Origin of the sequence: Limnoraphis robusta BA-68 BA1, assembly GCF_034932365.1 — a bacterium.
Lineage (GTDB): Bacteria > Cyanobacteriota > Cyanobacteriia > Cyanobacteriales > Microcoleaceae > Capilliphycus > Capilliphycus robustus.
The window spans coordinates 207,637-226,791 of record NZ_JAYGHR010000001.1 but is presented as its reverse complement, the minus strand read 5'-3'; the positions used below and the strand labels follow the sequence as shown (position 1 = coordinate 226,791).

Annotated in this window: 19 protein-coding genes; 3 read left to right on the top strand and 16 right to left on the bottom strand. The window is 43.1% G+C overall.

What is annotated here, in order from left to right:
• Positions 1 to 199: 199 nt before the first annotated feature.
• The 3 genes from VB836_RS01100 to VB836_RS01090 form a co-directional block, all read right to left on the bottom strand.
• Complete coding sequence (locus tag VB836_RS01100) at positions 200 to 433, bottom strand: tyrosine-type recombinase/integrase (protein WP_323217616.1); 234 nt, start codon at positions 431 to 433, stop codon at positions 200 to 202.
• Between the two features lie 363 nt (positions 434 to 796).
• On the bottom strand, positions 797 to 1,525 hold the full coding sequence (locus tag VB836_RS01095) for a hypothetical protein (RefSeq protein ID WP_323217615.1): 729 nt from the start codon (positions 1,523 to 1,525) through the stop codon (positions 797 to 799).
• A 142-nt stretch (positions 1,526 to 1,667) separates the two neighbouring features.
• Positions 1,668 to 1,862 carry a hypothetical protein gene (locus VB836_RS01090; protein ID WP_323217614.1) on the bottom strand — a complete coding sequence of 65 codons (195 nt, stop codon included), beginning with the start codon at positions 1,860 to 1,862 and terminating at the stop codon, positions 1,668 to 1,670.
• Between the two features lie 209 nt (positions 1,863 to 2,071).
• On the opposite strand from VB836_RS01090, the gene VB836_RS01085 reads away from it, so the two are divergent.
• Complete coding sequence (locus tag VB836_RS01085; protein ID WP_323217613.1) at positions 2,072 to 3,256, top strand: patatin-like phospholipase family protein; 1,185 nt, start codon at positions 2,072 to 2,074, stop codon at positions 3,254 to 3,256.
• Positions 3,257 to 3,667: 411 nt separating this feature from the next.
• Here VB836_RS01085 and VB836_RS01080 read toward each other — a convergent pair whose 3' ends face one another.
• The 4 genes from VB836_RS01080 to VB836_RS01065 form a co-directional block, all read right to left on the bottom strand.
• Positions 3,668 to 4,342: a response regulator transcription factor gene (locus VB836_RS01080; RefSeq protein ID WP_323217612.1), complete on the bottom strand. Its 675-nt coding sequence runs from the start codon at positions 4,340 to 4,342 to the stop codon at positions 3,668 to 3,670.
• Between the two features lie 209 nt (positions 4,343 to 4,551).
• Positions 4,552 to 5,073, bottom strand: a complete 522-nt coding sequence (locus tag VB836_RS01075; protein ID WP_323217611.1) for a pentapeptide repeat-containing protein — start codon at positions 5,071 to 5,073, stop codon at positions 4,552 to 4,554.
• 150 nt (positions 5,074 to 5,223) lie between these two features.
• On the bottom strand, positions 5,224 to 5,643 hold the full coding sequence (locus tag VB836_RS01070; RefSeq protein WP_049560329.1) for a hypothetical protein: 420 nt from the start codon (positions 5,641 to 5,643) through the stop codon (positions 5,224 to 5,226).
• A 102-nt stretch (positions 5,644 to 5,745) separates the two neighbouring features.
• Positions 5,746 to 7,467 (bottom strand): CTP synthase, encoded by a 1,722-nt coding sequence (locus VB836_RS01065; RefSeq protein WP_323217610.1) that lies wholly within the window; start codon positions 7,465 to 7,467, stop codon positions 5,746 to 5,748.
• A gap of 448 nt (positions 7,468 to 7,915) precedes the next feature.
• Here VB836_RS01065 and VB836_RS01060 point away from each other — a divergent pair, with 448 nt between their 5' ends.
• Both VB836_RS01060 and VB836_RS01055 read left to right on the top strand, forming a co-directional pair.
• Positions 7,916 to 10,447 (top strand): VIT domain-containing protein, encoded by a 2,532-nt coding sequence (locus VB836_RS01060; protein WP_323217609.1) that lies wholly within the window; start codon positions 7,916 to 7,918, stop codon positions 10,445 to 10,447.
• Between the two features lie 302 nt (positions 10,448 to 10,749).
• Positions 10,750 to 11,298, top strand: coding sequence for a transcriptional repressor (locus VB836_RS01055; protein WP_049560318.1), 549 nt, complete (start codon positions 10,750 to 10,752; stop codon positions 11,296 to 11,298).
• A 64-nt stretch (positions 11,299 to 11,362) separates the two neighbouring features.
• Here VB836_RS01055 and VB836_RS01050 read toward each other — a convergent pair whose 3' ends face one another.
• The 9 genes from VB836_RS01050 to rnpA all read right to left on the bottom strand — a co-directional run bounded on the left by VB836_RS01050 (position 11,363) and on the right by rnpA (position 19,127).
• Positions 11,363 to 13,228: a peptidoglycan-binding domain-containing protein gene (locus VB836_RS01050; RefSeq protein WP_323217608.1), complete on the bottom strand. Its 1,866-nt coding sequence runs from the start codon at positions 13,226 to 13,228 to the stop codon at positions 11,363 to 11,365.
• A 111-nt stretch (positions 13,229 to 13,339) separates the two neighbouring features.
• Positions 13,340 to 13,516, bottom strand: a complete 177-nt coding sequence (locus VB836_RS01045) for a hypothetical protein (protein WP_200906315.1) — start codon at positions 13,514 to 13,516, stop codon at positions 13,340 to 13,342.
• A 292-nt stretch (positions 13,517 to 13,808) separates the two neighbouring features.
• The gene (locus VB836_RS01040; protein WP_323217644.1) at positions 13,809 to 14,261 is read right to left on the bottom strand and encodes an SH3 domain-containing protein; all 453 of its coding nucleotides are present in this window, start codon (positions 14,259 to 14,261) and stop codon (positions 13,809 to 13,811) included.
• A gap of 93 nt (positions 14,262 to 14,354) precedes the next feature.
• Positions 14,355 to 15,872 (bottom strand): AAA family ATPase, encoded by a 1,518-nt coding sequence (locus tag VB836_RS01035; protein ID WP_323217607.1) that lies wholly within the window; start codon positions 15,870 to 15,872, stop codon positions 14,355 to 14,357.
• A gap of 81 nt (positions 15,873 to 15,953) precedes the next feature.
• A complete protein-coding gene (locus VB836_RS01030; RefSeq protein WP_049560309.1) occupies positions 15,954 to 16,469 on the bottom strand; it encodes a YceD family protein in 516 nt (171 codons plus the stop codon).
• Between the two features lie 51 nt (positions 16,470 to 16,520).
• A complete protein-coding gene (locus VB836_RS01025; protein WP_456085749.1) occupies positions 16,521 to 17,009 on the bottom strand; it encodes a Jag family protein in 489 nt (162 codons plus the stop codon).
• Complete coding sequence (gene yidC, locus VB836_RS01020) at positions 17,006 to 18,178, bottom strand: membrane protein insertase YidC (RefSeq protein WP_049560306.1); 1,173 nt, start codon at positions 18,176 to 18,178, stop codon at positions 17,006 to 17,008. Before yidC ends, VB836_RS01025 begins: the two co-directional genes overlap by 4 nt.
• A gap of 186 nt (positions 18,179 to 18,364) precedes the next feature.
• The gene (locus VB836_RS01015) at positions 18,365 to 18,748 is read right to left on the bottom strand and encodes a PH domain-containing protein (protein WP_049560303.1); all 384 of its coding nucleotides are present in this window, start codon (positions 18,746 to 18,748) and stop codon (positions 18,365 to 18,367) included.
• Positions 18,720 to 19,127: a ribonuclease P protein component gene (gene rnpA / locus VB836_RS01010; RefSeq protein ID WP_323217606.1), complete on the bottom strand. Its 408-nt coding sequence runs from the start codon at positions 19,125 to 19,127 to the stop codon at positions 18,720 to 18,722. Before rnpA ends, VB836_RS01015 begins: the two co-directional genes overlap by 29 nt.
• Between the last annotated feature and the right edge of the window lie 28 nt (positions 19,128 to 19,155).

Below are 19,155 nucleotides of genomic sequence, written 5' to 3'. Positions count from 1 at the left end.
GATTTATAAGCTGTTACCAATCTAAATTACATGACGGCATACTCGGACATCCGACACTTGAAACCTGAAAGCGATCTCTATAATACAGTTTAAATGCACAACAGTTTATGAACATAAATATCTACAAAATATAGGATATTGTTTAAGAAAAGTTTATAGGCTTGTGATTTCAACAACTATCATTACTAAGCGTGCTAATCTAAAACCCCAACTTCTGAACCGCTTTTCGCTTCGTCTCCTCGCCCCGTCTATCATATTTAGCCGTTGTCACCGGAGAGGAATGACCCGCCAACTTCTGAACCGTAACAATATCAACCCCCGCATCCAACAAGTCGCCGCAAAACGTCCGTCGCAAATCGTGAGGGGAAAACGGCTCCAACCCCGCCAACTGTCCCCGCTTCTGCAAAATCCGCCACACGGCACCCGAGTTCATGGGTCGTGAAAGCTGCAACCGTCCCCATTCCAAATGCGACAGAGCAGCGGCTCAGGCACAGAACCCCGCACATCGAGCCACTTCTGCAAATAAGCGATCGCAACTCGGAAAAACAGAAAGTGTCAACAACAGTTTCAGCAGTTTTGGTACAGCTTCCTGAGCCAACTCAGGGATGATTTAACAGCCCAATCGGGTCGAAGTTCATCCCTTTACTTTTTTGAACAGTGTCAACATTAACCGAAGTTGTTTGTAGTATTGCATTGATAGCGTAGCGTCGCGAACAAAGTGAGCCATTCCATTTCCCCTAAGCGCTCTGTTTAACAGTGACCACAGGCACTTGTTAACAATCACCGTGCCTTTCAATTAATCAAAAATACTATCAACGGAAACATGAGTATAATAAGTCCAACATTGGGCCAGAAAATCCTCTGCTTGTTGTGAACCATACACTATGCTATCGGGAAGTTTAACTTCTTTAGGAGATTTAGGAAGAGGTTGATTCCCATAAACTTTGAAAGCTTCATTTTCCCAAGATAGATCCCCGTTAGGATCATTTTTAAAATATAAAGTTCCGTGAGCTTTTCTTAAATGAGTTAAATTAGGGGGTGCGTCCGTATTGCCGTAAGGTTTTATTCTAATTACCCCTCCATTGTTATCTTCATAAAAAATTTGGATGTAGGGGGTAATTGTATTTCCTTGCAGATTAATTGTATTGACTTTAACTGTTTTTTTCCATTCTCCGTCAACTGAATCATAACTTTGAGAAAATCCATCGGGTAAGGTTGCTAATCCGTTAATTTTAGCAGGAGTAAAGTAATTGAATTGATTATCTGTAATAATTTTTTCTATGTCTTCTATAGATTTTCCTTCGATAGTTACTTCAAAAATACTATCGACATTACTATCAGGTTGAAAGGAGTTAGCTAAATTTAAAAAACGCTGTTTGACTTGTTGAAGTTGTGGGGTAATCAGTTCTTCTTTAAACAAAGACTCTCCACATTCTGCCGCTAAAGTCGGGAGACTTGTTACCCCAAATATTCCCAATAACAAAAATAAAAACACTAGACATTTAAATAGCTTTTTTTTAAACATAAGTAAACCTCGCTTATTTTTTAAATCTGAGGAATAGGGTTGTCTTGCTATCTACTTTAATTAAAGTTTACTCTATATTTCTACAATTTTAAATTTGAGTTGGCACTTTTCTTTATTTTTTCTTTAGGAACAGTCTCTAATTCTAACTCTTCGATGCTTTTAAGGTTGTGCCATTAACGACTTCCTTAACCTCCCAGTTTTCACTCAGAGGAACATCGGAGTCACGGCTAACCATGACCGTTTGATATTGGGACTGGGGACGAAAGAAAGCGGCTGCGGCTGCAATTCCCAAAACGGCAACGGCAACCAACATCTGAATGATTGTTTGTAGCTTCATATGCGATCGCGCTCGTTTGCGAGAAATCGGGGTTTACTCTTTCTACAGAATAGACTGACCTCGTTCGTTGTGGGGGCGGTCAGTTTTGTTCGGCGGGAATAGCAAAGAAAAACCTGATTATCCTTTATGATAGTTTTATTAGCTCTTGATTTTCTCAAAATCTAGCTGGAGCGAGCCTCAAATCAAAAACCGACTTGTGAGGAAACACTATGACTTTCAAAATTCTCAGCTTAGATGGAGGCGGCATTCGTGGAGTTTTATCTGCCACAATCCTCAAAGAGGTAGAGAAGACGCTGATAGAAAAGACGGGAAAGAAATTACATAATTATTTTAACTTAATTGCCGGAACATCCACTGGGTCAATTCTGGCGGCGGGAATTGCCAGTAAGATGAATGGCAATGAACTGGTTGATGTCTATAAGGAAGAGGGAAAGAATATCTTTCTTAATTCTGTACGTTGGCAACGAAAGTGGCGGTTAGTCAGTCAATTTCTGGGATGGGGAAGTTGTGTATTATATCCCCACGAGTCCGGAGATCAAGGATTAGCTAACGTCTTAAAAAGAAAATTGATTGATAAGAAGTCCGGTAAATGTCTGACCATCAGAGACATCACGGACACGCAACTCTTGATTCTTAGTTATGATGTTTTATCCAGAAATACAACGTGGTTTGCGAATGATGACCCAGATGAATGGTGGTATAAGAATAATCTGGAACTCTGGCAAATTTGTACGGCTTCAGCATCAGCACCCACCTTCTTTCCACCTTACGAACTTCCATACAATTCTGAGGAGTTTCTTCCTCATATTGATGGTGGAGTATCAGCTAATAACCCAGAGTTAGCCGCAATCGTTCATGTTTTGTCAATGAAAAGAAATGATCAACCAAAAGTTGAAATAAATAATATTTCCGTTCTCTCTATTAGTACAGGCAGAACCACTCGTCCTTATACATATTCTGAAGTAAAAAGATGGGGAGCCGCTAAATGGGTAGCCAATCTACCGCATATTTTTTTAGACCCTTCTTCGGAAATATCCGATGAGATTACTCACCGTCTATTTCTCAGTGTAAAGCCTCAAAATTACTTACGTTTGGACTTTGATTTAAACGAGCGGTTTGAAGAAAGAACTCAGTCAAAGCAATTGAGAAAGCTTTTAAAAAACCCTTATAACAAATACATTTGGAAGGATAAGAGCAATAAGGAAAAAAAAGACTGCAAAGTCTGTGAAGACATTGATAATCCCGATGCTTGCCCAGAACTTATAGAAGCGGCTGAATGCTATATCAAACACGGAAAAGTTTACTATCAAGGCGAAATGGTTCCCGTTCGGTCTGCAATTGAACAGTTTATTGACTCTCATCCGGTGACAAAAGAGGATCAAAAAGAGGAGTAACTTGTTCTACGCAAATAACAATTACTGAGCTGCCAAGTCAACTACGTTTAATTCTAAATTTTTGAGGAGATCATACTTCCTCAACAAAAACCACATCCCCATCAACATATTTTGTCCCTGGCGGCGCCCAATTTTCTTCGGGGTCACAATGCCAGGGATTATTAATCGTTCTATAGCACTACGCATAACGGTTAGGACATTGGTAAATGCTGAAAATATTTTCTGCTGGCACTTTTGCCTCTTGCCTCTTGCCTTTTGCCTAGCGCGTAGCGCTATACCAACCTCAACGGGTTCACCCACTCCAAGAAAGTCTTTGTAGAGTATTGCTTCGGTTTCGGGGTCAGATTCAAAATCATCATATGAATTATGAATTATGAATTATGAATTATATATTTTCCCTGTTGCCTTGTTTCAACTGCGTTTGAGGCGATATCCTATTCCGTAAACAGTTTCAATCAGATCGGGAGGGGCGCCTAAGTTTTTGAGTTTGCGGCGAATATCTTTGATATGAACTTTAACGGCTTCTTCGCTGGGCGGATCTTCAAAAGACCAGAGATGTTCTAAAATATTGCTGCGACTAAAAACCCGTTGAGGATTGTGTAGAAATAGTTCTAACAAACTGTATTCTTTAGGGGTAAAATGTAGGGGGATTTGGTTGTAACTGACTTCGCAGGTATTGGGATTTAGCCTAAGTTTTTCCCATTCTAAAACAGGTGGTAAGATGGAGTTGCCCCGACGGAGTAACGCTCGAATTCTTGCCGCTAATTCCGGTAAATCAAAGGGTTTAACCACGTAGTCATCGGCACCTACATCTAAGCCTATTACTTTGTCGTTACTGGTATCTTTGGCGGTGAGCATGAGTACAGGCATTGTATAGCCTGCCTGACGCAAACGTTGACACAGGTTGATACCATTGAGTTTGGGTAACATAACATCCAGTACAATCAAATCGTACTCGAAAGCCTGGACAAAATCCCAACCCGCTTCGCCATCAAAAGCCAGATCGATAATATAGTTTTGGGCTTGCAAGGCTCTCGATAGGGCTTTGGCGATGCGTTGATCGTCCTCAACAACTAAAATTCTCATGGGATTTTGAGGTAGTTATCGGGTATGATGCCTACACATTAAATATTTCTTGCGATCGCTTTATCTCCCTATTTTCCCATGAGTTGACTGAATTTAGCCATGTCCCCTGTCCCCTATAAACTGTTCACTGTGGGGGGCGGGTTTATGTAGGTTCCTTCAGGGAAAACATACATAAGTATGGAACCCGCCCCTACAAAACTGTTCACTGTTTAATATCCATCTGGGCCAATGGTTGTGCGATCGCATTTAGCTTCTGAGAGATCAGCCATTTTTGCTCGGAACAAATTGCAGCCTGACAGTTCAGCATTACTGAGTTTTGCTTGTTCTAAATTAGCCCCACTTAAATCAGCAGATCGCAAGTTAGTATTACTGAGATTTGCATTGTACAAGTCAGCTCCTTGTAGGTTTACATTGGATAGGTTTGCACCCTGTAAATTAGCGTAGCGCAAGTTAGCTCTTGACAAGTTAGTGCCTTTTAGATTCGCATTTGATAGGTTAGCTTGGTACAGTCGAATATCTCCAAGTTCTGCTGCTACAATTTCGCTGTTTTGTAGGTTGGCATAACTCAGGTTTGCATAGGGCATATATGCTTCGTTGAGTGTGCTGTCTGCTAAATTGATTCCTTCTATATCTGCCTCGAATAAATCTACTTTTTCTATGCTAATGCCACTAAAGTTTCGCCTTCCCTGTGCGTACTGAGACAGCAATTCTATCACACTAATTTTGTGCATCTTCAAATCTTAACAATCTTTTTGTTCTCGAATTCATCCTTTCCCAGAGCTAGGATGCTACATTAGGTAGGTTTACTTATTCATTCTTTCTACGTTACGATAATGCAACGAAAAGTTAAAATTTGTTAATATTTTTTTTAGGGTTTGAAGCTAAGGAAGGGAGTAACCTGTTGTTGTGCGAATATAGTCTTGAACTTGATGATAAACTTCTGGGTAAGTCTGGGGATTGAGAATAATCGGTTCAACGCCATCGGGTAGCCAAAAGGTGATTCGCTTTCCGGTATCGCAAGTAAAGGTATGAATCCGAGCTAAATTAATTAAGTATTCTTTGCGTTCGTACTCAATCCGAATCCAGTAAGCATGAGTGACTTGGCTGAGAGTCTTGTCAATGTAGTTGCAAAACATCTGATAGACTTCAGGATTGCTTTGTCCATTAACAACTATCGGCTGACCACTATCGGGTAACCAAAATTTGATCCTCTGGTTGAGTTCCACACAAAAAGCACCAATCCTATCTAGATTGACAATATATTCTTTTCTGTCCTCTGAAATTTTAATCCAGTAAGCCACAGGAGTACCTCAAACCTCGGAATCGATGCGTAGGGGGATCAAAAACAAGTTACCCGACAAATGGTTTCTCAATCCAATCTGTAGCAACCTAATGATGCTAGGCTAGGAAACTTCAGCCGGAGAGTGAACACGGTTAGAGTCCTTGGGGTTCTCTGGGGAGGCTGAGGCGGTTGGCTGTAGATCAATAGGAACGTTCAAAAATGCTTCTGTGTTGCTAGCAGCTTTCACCAAACCTTGAAACAAAGGGTGAGGTGTGTTCGGTCGAGATTGAAATTCCGGGTGGAATTGGGTCGCAATGAAGAAGGGATGATTCGGGAGTTCCACCATTTCCACCAAGCGACCATCGGGAGAAGTCCCACTAATCTGATAACCGGATTCCAAAAACAGATTCCGGTAGGCGTTGTTAAATTCATAACGATGGCGATGGCGTTCATAAACCACTTCCTGCTGATAAAGTTGATACGCTAAGGTGTCTCGTTGCAAACGACAGGGATATAAACCCAAGCGCATAGTACCACCGAGATCAACGACATCTTGCTGTTCTGGTAAAAGGTTGATCACCGGATTGGGTGTTTCCGGGTCAAACTCTGCACTATCAGCTCTTTCTAGTTTAGCAATATGACGCGCCCATTCAATCACGCTACATTGCATTCCTAAACACAGTCCTAAGAAGGGGATTTTCTGTTCACGGGCATACTGAATTGCAGCAATTTTACCGTCAATTCCTCGAATCCCAAACCCTCCTGGAACGATTATCCCATCAATATTCTCTAAGCAGGCTTCTATGCCTTTGTCCTGCACTTCTTCGGAGTTGACCCAACGAATATTCAACTCTACCCCAATTTCGATCGCCGCATGACGCAGGGCTTCGACGACGGATAAATAAGCATCTGTCAGTTGAACGTATTTTCCGACAATCGCAATTTCGACTGATCGCGGTTTGGTGCCTAAATTATCACTGTCTCTATGATAAAGCCGATCCACCAAGGTCTGCCAAGCCCGCAGTTCGGGTTTACGGGGTTCGAGATGAAGTAATTCTAGGGTTTGTTGGGCGAGTCCTTCTCGTTCGAGAATTAACGGAACTTCATAGATACTTTGGGCGTCTTGAGCCATAATCACGGATTCAACTTCGACATCGCAGAATTCGGAGACTTTCTCTTTGATGCCTTTTGCTAGCGGGCGATCGCAGCGACAGACTAAAATATCGGGTTGAATTCCAATTGATCGCAGTTCTTTGACGGAATGCTGAGTCGGTTTGGTTTTCATCTCCCCGGCTGAAGCAATATAGGGAACCAGGGTGACGTGAACATAAATCACGTTTTGGCGTCCAACATCTTTGCGAAACTGACGAATGGCTTCTAAAAAGGGTAAAGATTCGATATCCCCGACTGTTCCCCCGACTTCGGTGATCACAACATCGGGGTTGGTGTCTTGGGCGACTCGGCGAATGCGTTCTTTGCATTCATGGGTGATATGAGGGATGACTTGTACGGTTCCTCCCTGATAGTCTCCTCGTCGTTCTTTGTTGATCACGGCTTGGTAGATCGATCCGGCGGTAACGCTATTGAGACGCGACATGGAGGTGTCTGTAAAGCGTTCGTAGTGGCCTAAGTCTAAATCGGTTTCTGCACCATCTTGGGTGACAAAGACTTCTCCATGTTGAAACGGACTCATTGTACCCGGATCGACGTTAATATAGGGGTCTAATTTCAAAATTGATACCGAATAGTCTCGCGATTTCAGCAAACGCCCTAAACTTGCTGCAACGATTCCTTTCCCGATACTCGAAACCACTCCACCTGTAACAAAAACAAATTTAGTCATAAAAATTACCCATCCCAACTCAATCCAGAGGCCTAGTCTGTATTGTGCCACAAAATCTTTTCGATTTGACTATTTATAACCTACCCCTCTCTAGGGGGATCAACCTTCATCCCCAAAATTTTAATTCGTTTATTCTCACTGTTATTTTTTTGTAAATTGCCGGGATTGTGCCTACTTTTATTGGATAATTTAACAGGTTAAATCGATTAATAAATCTGAATAAATCTGGCTCAAAAACAGAACTTATAGCAGAAGTCAGGAGACAGGAGACAGGAGACAGAATTTAAACCTTTATCATAAAAGGATTTGACAGAAAAACAGTGTCCTAATCTCGGCTTCGACTGCTATAAATGCTTCTAAAATTTTGAAGGATTGCAGAATCTATTTTTCGGATTTCTTGATTTTTATATTGATTGATATTTTTTACGGCTCTATTTTTTTAGTCAATATGCTATTTTATTCTAATTTTAAAGTTTTCTCGAGAGTTTTGCTAGGGGCTTTTCTATTTACTCAGATTCCCTTAAATTATGCTTTGGCTTTCGCTGTTTCTGAACCCATTCTCTCCGCCTCTAATATTAAAACACTGGCTCAAGCTAATCCTTCTCGTTTCCCTACTCCTGATTGTACCTCAAAATGTACGGTTGGAGGATTGTATGTTTTATCGGAAACGGATATTTCATCGGTATTTCCTCTGAAAAAAACTGATGTTTCTGCGAAAATTTCTGGAAATATTTCTCGAGTCGAAGTGACTCAAATCTTTGAAAATCCCTTTGATGAAGCTTTAGAAGCGATTTATGTTTTTCCCTTACCCGATGAAGCAGCCGTTGATCATCTAGAAATTAAAATTGGCGATCGCATTATTAAATCAACTCTCAAAAAACGAGAGGAAGCAAAAGCCATTTATGAACAAGCAAAAGAAGCAGGAAATACCACAGCTTTACTGGAACAAGAACGAGATAATATTTTTACACAGTCTCTCGCAAATATTAAACCGGGTGAAAAAATTGAAGTCAAAATTCGCTATACCGAAAGTTTGAAGTTTCAAGGGGGAAACTATGAATTTGTCTTTCCGATGGTCGTAGGTCCTCGTTATATTCCAGGAACTCCGAATAATGGACTGAGACGGGATACAGAAAGAGTCCCTGATGCGTCTCGAATTACCCCGCCTGTCCTTCCTCCAGCGACTCGTTCTGGACATGATATTAATGTAAAGTTAGAAATTGATGCAGGTATTTTAGGTCAACAGATTACCTCTCCTTCTCATCAGATTTTAACTCAAAATAGAGGAGATAAAATAGAAGTAACTCTAGCTAAATCTGATACCATTCCCAATAAAGATTTAATCATCCGTTATCAGGTTTCCGGCGAGAATACAAAAATAACCACTCTCACCCAAGCTGATTCTCGAGGCGGACATTTTGCGACTTATTTGATTCCTGCTTTAGAATATAATCAAAACGAAATTGTCGCTAAAGATGTCATCTTTCTGATGGATACATCGGGTTCTCAACGGGGTGAACCGCTAGCGAAGTCTAAACAACTGATGCGACGGTTTATTCAAAGTTTAAACCCCAATGATACGTTTACTATTATCGATTTTTCTGACACAACAACCGCACTTTCAGCGACTCCTTTAGCCAATACAGTCGCCAACCAACAAAAAGCAATGGCGTATATTGATCAACTCGAAGCGAATGGCGGAACTGAGTTGTTAAACGGAATTCAAACCGTGATGAATTTCCCCTCTCCTCCTACGGAACGGTTACGCAGTATTGTGTTAATTACAGATGGTTATATTGGCAATGAAAATGAAGTAATCGCCGAGGTAAAAAACCAGCTAAAATCAGGAAATCGTCTCTATAGTTTTGGCGTGGGAAGTTCAGTTAATCGCTTTTTATTAAACCGTTTAGCCGAAATTGGACGAGGAAGTTCCCAAATTACTCGCCCTGATGAACCCACAGAAGATGTGGTAGAATCATTCTTGAGTCAAATCAATAATCCTGTTCTTACCAATATTCAAGTCGGTTGGGATGGCGTTGGAGAACCTGTCGAAGTTTATCCGGTGAGATTACCTGATTTATTTGATAGTCAGCCTTTAGTTATTTTTGGACGAAAAACCGATCATCGCAGTGGTAAACTGAAAATTAGGGGAATAACAGCTAGTGGCGATCGCTATGAACAAATCATCCCCATCAACTTTACACCCCCAAACAATGTTAAGGGTTCAGACTCTAATTCCTCTGCAAGAAATGATCAAGATTTTGGTAATATTGCCATTGCTCAGTTGTGGGGAAGAGCAAAAATCAAACACTTAATGAATCAAATGTTTGGCGGTGAAACAAAATCCGGTGTTGAGGCTGTGACACAAACCGCCCTAGATTACCGCTTACTGTCGCAGTATACCGCATTTGTCGCCGTCAGTGAAGAGGTGAGAGTTGATCCAGATGGAACGCGCCGCACGGTACAAATTCCGGTAGAATTACCAGAAGGAGTAAGCTATGAGGGGATTTTTGGTTCTCAACCCCAACCTAATGGGATGTCAAATGCAGTTCCTAGTTATGCTCCGACTCCCCTGCAACAGCCAAGACCAAGTAGTGGAGGAGTTCGTTCTGTCGAAATTGCACCGCCAACTCCTACTTTTTCTCGTCAACCGAGTAATGTTCCTATCCGTTCAGGTTCTCGCTTAAAAGTTCTTGCCGTTGAGGGGTTAACTCAAGATATAATAACTGAATTAAACCGATATTTACAAGGGGTTAACTTACCTGAAGGGGTTCGAGGTGAAGTAATTTTTGAGGTGGTCGTCAGTCAAGGAAATGTAGAACGGATTATTTGGGATGACATCAACTCGACATTCTCCCTGCGTGATCGTACAAATGAGGTGATTGTACTTGATCGAATACGGCGATCGCTACAACTGTGGCAACCTCCCGCCGATATTAATGATACGATTCGGATTACATTGCAACTTCAACCCGATTAAGATGTTTTTCAGGGGGGAAAACTCAGTCAGAAGATAGAATTTTTATCAACTGCTGGTAAAGTGAACCCCGAAAAATGGTAGAATATTGCTAGGCGGAACGATATCTTGTAAAAAAGCTGTACCTAACAATACTAAAAAATCAAAAATCAACTGAGAATGAGTCCTAAAGGCTAATGATAAGGATGCTGAGGGAGTCTCTAATTCTTGTTATAGCTAGTTATTCTCAATAAGCAGCTTTTTTGACAATCACTGAGCTTGTTGTGTATCATTTTCAGTATGAAAGCTTTATTGAAAACAAAATTATGCCTTTATACACTTCTTCCTCGTTCAAATCTGAACTAAATAATAAGGGCTGGCGTCTAACTCCTCAACGGGAAACTATTCTCCACGTCTTTCAAAATCTTCCCAAAGGAAATCACCTGAGTGCAGAAGATTTGTATAACCTTCTCAAAAGCCGAGGAGAACCGATCAGCTTATCAACAATATACCGCAGCCTGAAATTAATGGCACGATTGGGGATATTGCGAGAACTAGAACTAGCCGAAGGCCATAAACACTACGAAATTAATCAACCTTATCCCCATCATCACCATCACTTAGTTTGCGTTCAGTGTAACAAGACAATAGAGTTCAAAAATGATTCTATTTCTAAAATCGGGATGAAGCAAGCCGAGAAATCGGGACTGCACTTATTAGACTGTCAATTGACAATTCATACCGTTTGCTACGAAGCATTAAGAATGGGTTGGCCTTCTCTAATTTCCAGTGAATGGTCTTGCTCACAGGCGATCGCAGAACAAACTGAATACAGCTTATCAGAATCAGACTCAGAATTAGATGACATGGAGTAGGGACAAGAGCGGGGAATTTAAGTTTTTTTTCCCCGCCAAAATGTAAACAGTCGGCCCTGCAATTTTATTTAGATTGTAACCCGCCGAACAGCACATCATTGGCACTGGTACCATAGAGTTCTTGTGCTTTGCTAAGAGCAACTTCCATTTGAGAATTGTAAACGCCGTCAATCGGCCCTTGATAAAGTCCTTGAACTTGCAAGCGTTTCTGTAACTCTTGTACGCTAGCGGTACTAATAGGAGGATTTTGAATTTCTACCGTCGGGGTTTGCGGGAGAGTTTGAGCCGTTTGAGTTGAGGGAGAAGCGACAGAAGGAGAAGCATCCGCCCTCGAAGTAGACCCAGAAGCTTGAGCGCTATTAAACATATAAATGCGTGTTGTCGGGCCGATTACACCCGTTTGAGTAATCCCATTCGCCCTTTGAAAGCGAAGCACTGCATCTTCAGTCGTGCGATCAAAAAACCCATTAATCGGCCCTCGGTAGTAGTTCAACTCTCGCAGTCGTTGTTGAACTTTTCTGACTTCAAAGCCTGTATCTCCAACACTCACAACGCTGCGATAAGTCGCTACAGGTGAAATTGGAGTTAATGGAGAAGGGTTCAACGGACGACCTTGAGAAACAACCCCGTCAGACACCTCGGGAATCAGCGTCGGACGACCTGGAGGTACAATTCCGTCATAAACCTCAGAAATCACCGTCGGACGACCTTGAGGGGGCAGTAGGTTGGGTTGTGGGGCAATATTCAACGGCCGACCTTGGGGAGCGAACCAATTCGGCACTTGAGAAACAGCTACAGGTTGAAACTCAGGAACTGCTCTGACCAGAAAAGATTGAGTTGTCGGCCCAACAACTCCCGTCTGAGCGATACCATAATCTCGCTGAAAAGCCAGTACAGCTCGTCGAGTCGTTAAATCAAAAATCCCATTCATCGGGCCGCTATAGTAGCCTAATACTCGCAATCTTTGCTGTAATACACTGACAGAACCTCCGCGATCGCCTAATTGCAGGTTGACTGGAGGATTAACAATCGGAACACTGGGAACAGACGGAATTCCCTCTCCTGTGGCGCTGATCAAATAACTCACGGTTGTTGGCCCGACTTGACCTGTGGGTTGAATTCCGTAAGCTTGTTGAAAACGAATCACCGCTTGTTCTGTGGCAACATCAAAAAAGTTGTTAATTTGTCCGTTATAAAAGCCTAAGCGGAATAGCCGTTGTTGTAAGACCCCCACAGCAGGCCCGGTATCTCCTCGTTTGAGTGTTCCTGAAGGCAGAGGAGTGGGATTTGGGTTTCCCGGAAGAGTCGGAATTCTGTTATTGAGAAAAACCAGGGTTTCTTCGCTGACTAACCCGGTTACAGGAATGCGGTTGACTTGCTGAAACCGAATCACTGCATCACGAGTAATTGACCCAAAATTGCCTGTCGGTTCAGTGTTAAAATAACCCAACTGACGTAAACGGGTTTGTAAATCCCTGACTCCAGGGCCGCTATCCCCTTGACCTAAACCAATGACGGCTCGACTAATTGGAGGAAACGGTGGATTTTGAGGTTGGCTGAGTCCCAAAGCAGCTAAAGTATTGGAGCCAACAACCCCATCGGCCGACAGTCCCCGAGATTGTTGGAAGCGAATGACGGCCTCACGAGTAATTGGGCCGAAAAAACCTGTAACATTAGAATTAAAGAAACCTAAAGATTGTAAGGAGCTTTGGATCGCACTCACTTCGCTTCCGCGATCGCCTTCACGAATCACCTGAGCCGAAGCAGATTGAGAAACGGATAAGACAGCGACCAGTAAAGCCAGAGATAAAAAATAGCGGTAAGTCAGAGATGAAAATTTGTTCCAATTAATACTTGCAGGCGGTTTTAATGGGTATTGAGAAGGGTCTTCGTAGACGACTGCCAGATGAAGATAAGCATAAGAGTCCATGATAATTCAGGTGCTAAAAAATTTATGGAAACAACAAGTCAAAGACAATCCGCCTTTGACTTATCGTTTGTTCTATTCTATATTAGCCCTCTATTCTCAGGCAGTTTTGATTTACACCAAACCTGCTCGATCCAGAAGAAAAGCGGCAAGACCAGCGAATATTGTTATTCCTAAAGCAACGAAGGGACTTTGACCTTGAGCAACTGCAAAAGAAGTTGCGACCCCAGCACCCAAGGAAGCCGTTACAACAGCAACGACGGGATCACCTTTTGAATCTTTTTTGTACATTTGTTTTTTCCCGAATGAAGTTTTTTAATCAGTCATTTGTCATGTGTCTAATCACACTAACACTTGGACTCTCTGTGGTGAAGCGATCCATTGGGTATTGCAACTAAGATTGATTTTTGTCCAACTTTCTTAACATAGTTCGCTGTTTTAGCCGAAATGAATTTGACAATTATTAAAACTTAATAAAAAATCTTGAGTATCTGTATTTTTATATGATAAAAGACACGATTTAATCGTGCCTCAACTGAAATTCCAACGGGTTGAGCGGCTCAAAAATCAAAAAAATTCTGCACTATTGTCGTCGTTCGGTATTACCACCTTTAACCCATCCCACACGGTTACTATCCTCTTCCGCCTGCACACGCTGCCAGTTTTTATCTTGACTTTCCTCTAAAACAATAACCGCCTCTTGATAACCGACCCCGCCAATACGATTCGCATCAAAACTCGGATTGTCCCGTAAAATCAAGCCAATCGGTTGAACAACAACCGCTCTGTACGCGCCCTCTGGTAACTTCGGAGCGGCAGGAGTGGGGCTAGGAGTCGGATTTGCTGTCGGAGTCGGTTTCGGTGTGTTGCTAGCCGCTTGAGCCGTCGGTGGAGCGTCGTTAGCAAAAGTCGGTCGTTCGGGAAGTTCGGTGAGCCGAGCCGCAAAATAGAGAGCAGCCGCAACGCTAGCACCTGCCAGAATCACAAATGCTAACACAAACCCAACTAAAAACTTGAAGAGGTTGTAAAAGCTCATAGGTGAACGGGAAGTTGTCAGGGGTGAGCGATAAGACATCAATATTAAAAGAGAATTTAACGATACCTGAGTCAAAGAGAATTTAACTATAGCTTAATCCTCGGGGGGAAAGCGAGGACTCAGATTGCTATTGCGAGACGCCAGCCGTGCTTTCCCCGCCGCCGCCCACTGTTGCAGAAATTGAATTTGTTCTTGGGCGGTACGAGCCAAGGGAACGATTTGACTGGCAGCTTCTAAAATATCTTCAGTGGTAAAGTCACGATTTTGACTAAAACCAATGTGCATCGCTTCAATCAGAATTTGTTCAATTTCAGCCCCTGAAAAATCGGGAGTTTCATAAGCTAAACGGTTTATATCATAATTTTTGATGCCATGAGGCCGTAGTTTGGATAAATGCACCTCAAAAATAGCTAGTCGTTCTTCCTGGGAAGGTAAACCGACAAAGAAGATTTCATCAAATCGCCCCTTCCGCAAAATTTCCGGCGGTAAAGACTGAATATTATTAGCCGTCGCCACCACAAACACAGGTGAGGTTTTTTCAGCCAACCAGGTGATGAACGTCCCAAACACGCGATTAGCGGTTCCAGAATCCCCTCGGCCATCCATTCCCGAAAACGCCTTATCAATTTCATCTATCCACAACACACAGGGCGCAAGGGCTTCTGAGAGTTGAATCATTTGTCGGGTTCTTGATTCGGATTCTCCCACTAAACCCCCAAATAACCGCCCCACATCCAAGCGTAATAGGGGTAGGTGCCAATGGTGAGCGATCGCTTTTGCGGTGAGGGATTTTCCGGTGCCTTGAATTCCGACGAGCAGCAATCCTCGCGGATAAGGTAAGCCATACTGTCGAGCCTGTTGGGAAAAGGCACTTCCCCGCCGTAGTAGCCAATCTTTGAGGTTATCTAAGCCTCCGATATCGGAAATATTTTCTTGGGCGGGATAGAAATCTAGAATTTGAGTTTGGCGAATCGTTTGCCGTTTTTCTTCTAAAATCAGATCGAGATCATCGAGACGCAGTTCTCCGTGAGTGGCGATCGCTTTCGCTAAAATCCGGCGGATGCGTTCAATAGAAAGTCCTTGAAAAGAGCGCACCATCTCATCAAGTTGACGAACATCGGGCCGATGTCCTGTGGCGGCTAATAACCGTTCAACCTCAGCTTGAATTTCCGGGCGATCGGGTAAAGGAAATTCTAGAACCGTTAGCACTTCACTCAAGTCTTGGGGAATTGCCACCTGCGGCGAGATGAGAATAATATTTTTCGGTTGAGACTTTAAGCGTCTGGCGAGATTGCGAAGTTTACGAGAAACTGAGAGGTCATCGAGGAAGCGATGAAAGTCCCGTAAAATGAAAATCGCGGGGCTAGAATCTGCCAGTTTTTCGACAAATTCTAGCGCCTGAAGAGGATTTCGGCAGCCAAATCCCTGGTCATTCGGATTGCCTTCTTGATAGCCTTCCACAAAATCCCAAATATAGACGGCTCGATTTCCTTGCTGTTTGGCGGATTGTTTGATCGCCATTTCAATCCGCTCTTCTTCTAAGGTGGGAATGTAGATTAAGGAGTAGCGCGATCGCAGGAGTAACTCCAACTCCTCACTAAATTTGGTCATCCGGCTTTTGATGGTGGCTAGTTCAACTTCAGCAACTTTAAGGGGGAATTGATTTAGGGTTTTTGCTTGCAGATGGGGATTTTACCCAGATAGTTGTTGTTTGAGAGATTCTAAAGCCGCCCATCGGCTATCGACTGAAGTTTCTGAAGTTGTTGTTGTGGGTTTTGCTGTGGGTTGAGGCGGTTCGCACGGCCCATCACACAGTTGTCGCAAAGGGGTTTGCAAACACAATTGCTGATATAACCAGTCTGTCGGCTCAAAGTGACCTTGGGGAGATAGGGTTTCCACCAGGTCTTCGACATTCATTTCCACCTCTAGGGCATTGACAGAAGCTTGATGAGCGGAGACATCCAACCAAATCATTTCGGATGTATCGACTTTCAAGCGATGGTTATACTGTTTGAGACACCGATGACAGGTGAGTGTAACGATCGTTTCGGCTTGAGCCGTGACTTCGATGTAAGTTGTTTGATGAGTTACCCTCAAACGACCTCTAACGGGTGTGAGGGTTTCGAGTTCGGGGAGAAATTCCTCAAACTGAAACTCTAGACTGCGCTGAGGTACTTTTAGCAGGTGAGGGATGTAGATGGCATCCATAAGGCTGCTACTCCCAGGACTGGAAATGGACACGATAAAAATGCTGAGTTTCTAACTTTTGACCTTGATGACTAACCGACGGTCAGGTTCTTGTCCTCGACTGTAGGTTTCGATATCTTCGCTGTCTTTCAAGATGTTATGAATTAAGCGGCGTTCTACCGAGGAGAGAGATTTAATCTCTAGTTCTACTCCGGTTTGTCGAACTTGTTTGGCGGCATTTTCAGCTAAGGCGCTGAGTTCTTGATAACGACGGAATCGATATCCGTTTAATTCTACAGTGTAAGCCGCTTTTTCCTCTTCTTCTTTACCCAAATTGACGACGGTGTTAATCAAGTATTGAAGAGCATCCAACACTTCACCATTGAAACCTGTTAAGGCTGTAATTTGTTTGGCAGAGAGGTTTATTTCATTAATGGTTAACCAGCAACTGTCTTCTTCTTGAGCAACTTGAACGGCTGAGGAGAGCGCCCCGACTTTGAGGAGTTCTTCTAGCCATTCTTTGCCCTGTTGCATTTGATCTTCATCCATTGCTTGCATCATGTTTTCTTTTTAGAACTTCCGGGTTCAAAAGGAAGTGAAGTTCGTTTTCCGGTTCCTCCTCCCGATGAAGGGACTGCTTTGACGGTTTTGGAATTGGCTTCTTCAACAATTTTCTGAAGGTTCTCCGGTAAGGGTTCTCGTGAGAGGATAAACGACTGCGCTGTTTGGAAAATGTTGGCAATCAGCATATACAACAATACTCCCGCCGGAAGGGGGAAGAAGAAAAACATTCCCGTAAACAGAACTGGAGTAATTTTATTGATCGTATCCTGCTGAGGATTTCCGCTACTCGCACTGGCTCCTTGCCCAGAGAGAACTTGGTTTAGATACAGGCTGATCCCAAAGGTTAAAATCATGCCTACAATGTCCCAGTGAATCACGCCATCTTCATCAAAGGCACCGACTCGACCCAGAGCATCGATAAACAGAAAGCCTTTATCCGCAGCAATTCCTTTTAAGGTGCCTTGTAGGGTCGCTTGTCCGGGTTCTAAGGCAACGATATTACCTTGATCATCGATCTGAACTTTTTCTGATCCTTTGAGTACAGTCCATTTCTGTTTGAATTGAGTATCTGGATAGTTTCCCAGTTTAGCTTTTAGGGATTCACCCTGAGCCGTTTCTAATTCTACCTTTGCCGTTTCTCCTTCAACCAGGCGATTTCCTCCCGGTAGCAAAGCCACAGTGGAGAAGTGAACACCATCGGCGATGTAAACGTTTTGCGGTTTGGTGGTATAGGCTTGCGGTTGAATGCGTTCGATCTGTTCCTTCGGAAAGATTTCTAGCTCTACCGTGTAGTTGACATCGGAAAACGGTGATCCTCGCAACGTGGCAAACAGCGCAAATAAAATCGGCATCTGAAGTAACAAGGGGAAGCATCCGGCCAAGGGATTACCAAGTTCTTTGTAGACTCGGCTCATTTCCTCCCGTTGTTTTACGGGGTCATCCTTGTATTGTTGCTGAATCTTCTCGACTCGATCTTTCATTAAGGGCTGAGTCACTTTCATGCGGCGCATATTACGGATAGAGCCAGCATTGAGAGGATAAAGAGCAAAGCGGATGACTAACGTTAAAGCGACGATTGCTAAACCGTAGCTCGGCACGATCCCGTAGAAAAAATCCAGGATCGGCAACATAATGTTGTTTGAGAGAAAACCTATACCAAAGTCCATTCGTCTTATGAGATAATCTATCTGCTTGCGAGTCTTTTATCACTAATTTACACAATCTCTCTGCCCTTGTGGGGATGATTGATTGTTTGATCTTCTGGATCTGAAAATGCCGTGAAAATCGGGGAGGAACTTGGCGATTTAACTGAGTTTATTTTGACAAAATTTTGACAAAAATCTTTTTGAGCCTTAGTTGCCACTAGATTGCTTCGCCTTCAAAGCAATTTTTTCTTCAATAAAATCGTTGATTTCTCGAAATCGGGGAAGGGCGCGTAGTTCTAGGCGACTACCATTTCTGAGGGTCAGCACCATATCTCCCCACAGTCCAAATCCCCTTGGCACTTTCGCAACTTTGACAATTTCTGAGTAAACGATATCGGTGCGCTCGCCTCCCATCCAGCCGCCGACCACTGAAACCCGACGGGTGGTAATGCGGTAGCGCAACCATAAAGCCCTCACCACTGCACCAACAGCCAGGGGCAACCCGATAATCGTCAGTCCGATCAATAGATTGAGGATCAGGTCTCCCACATGGGGGCCTCCCTCATAAAATGTTTCCTCGCGAGTAGCCATTGATTACCTCTGCTTGTACCAACAACAGTTCTAATTCTTGCAGAAATTTGTCAGAATTGCACTCTAATGCTGTTGGTTTGACCACGATAACAATATCCCAACCGCTCGACAGCTTCGGCAACAGTTGACGGAATGCTGCCCGAATTTGTCGTTTAATTCGGTTGCGAATCACCGCTTGTTTACTGACTTTTTGGCTAATCGAAATCCCGATGCGAGTCGGTCGCACTGTCGTCTGATTAGCTGTTTTTTGACTTTTGACAGCTTGAGGAGAACATCGTAATGCTCTCAGGGTTAGATGAGAAGTCTTGCGATGCACTCCACGAGTGTAAACGGATTTAAAGTCTTGGGGATGCCAGAGTCGGTTAACTTTGGGTAACATCTCACCCGAATCTCAACAGTAGAATTGG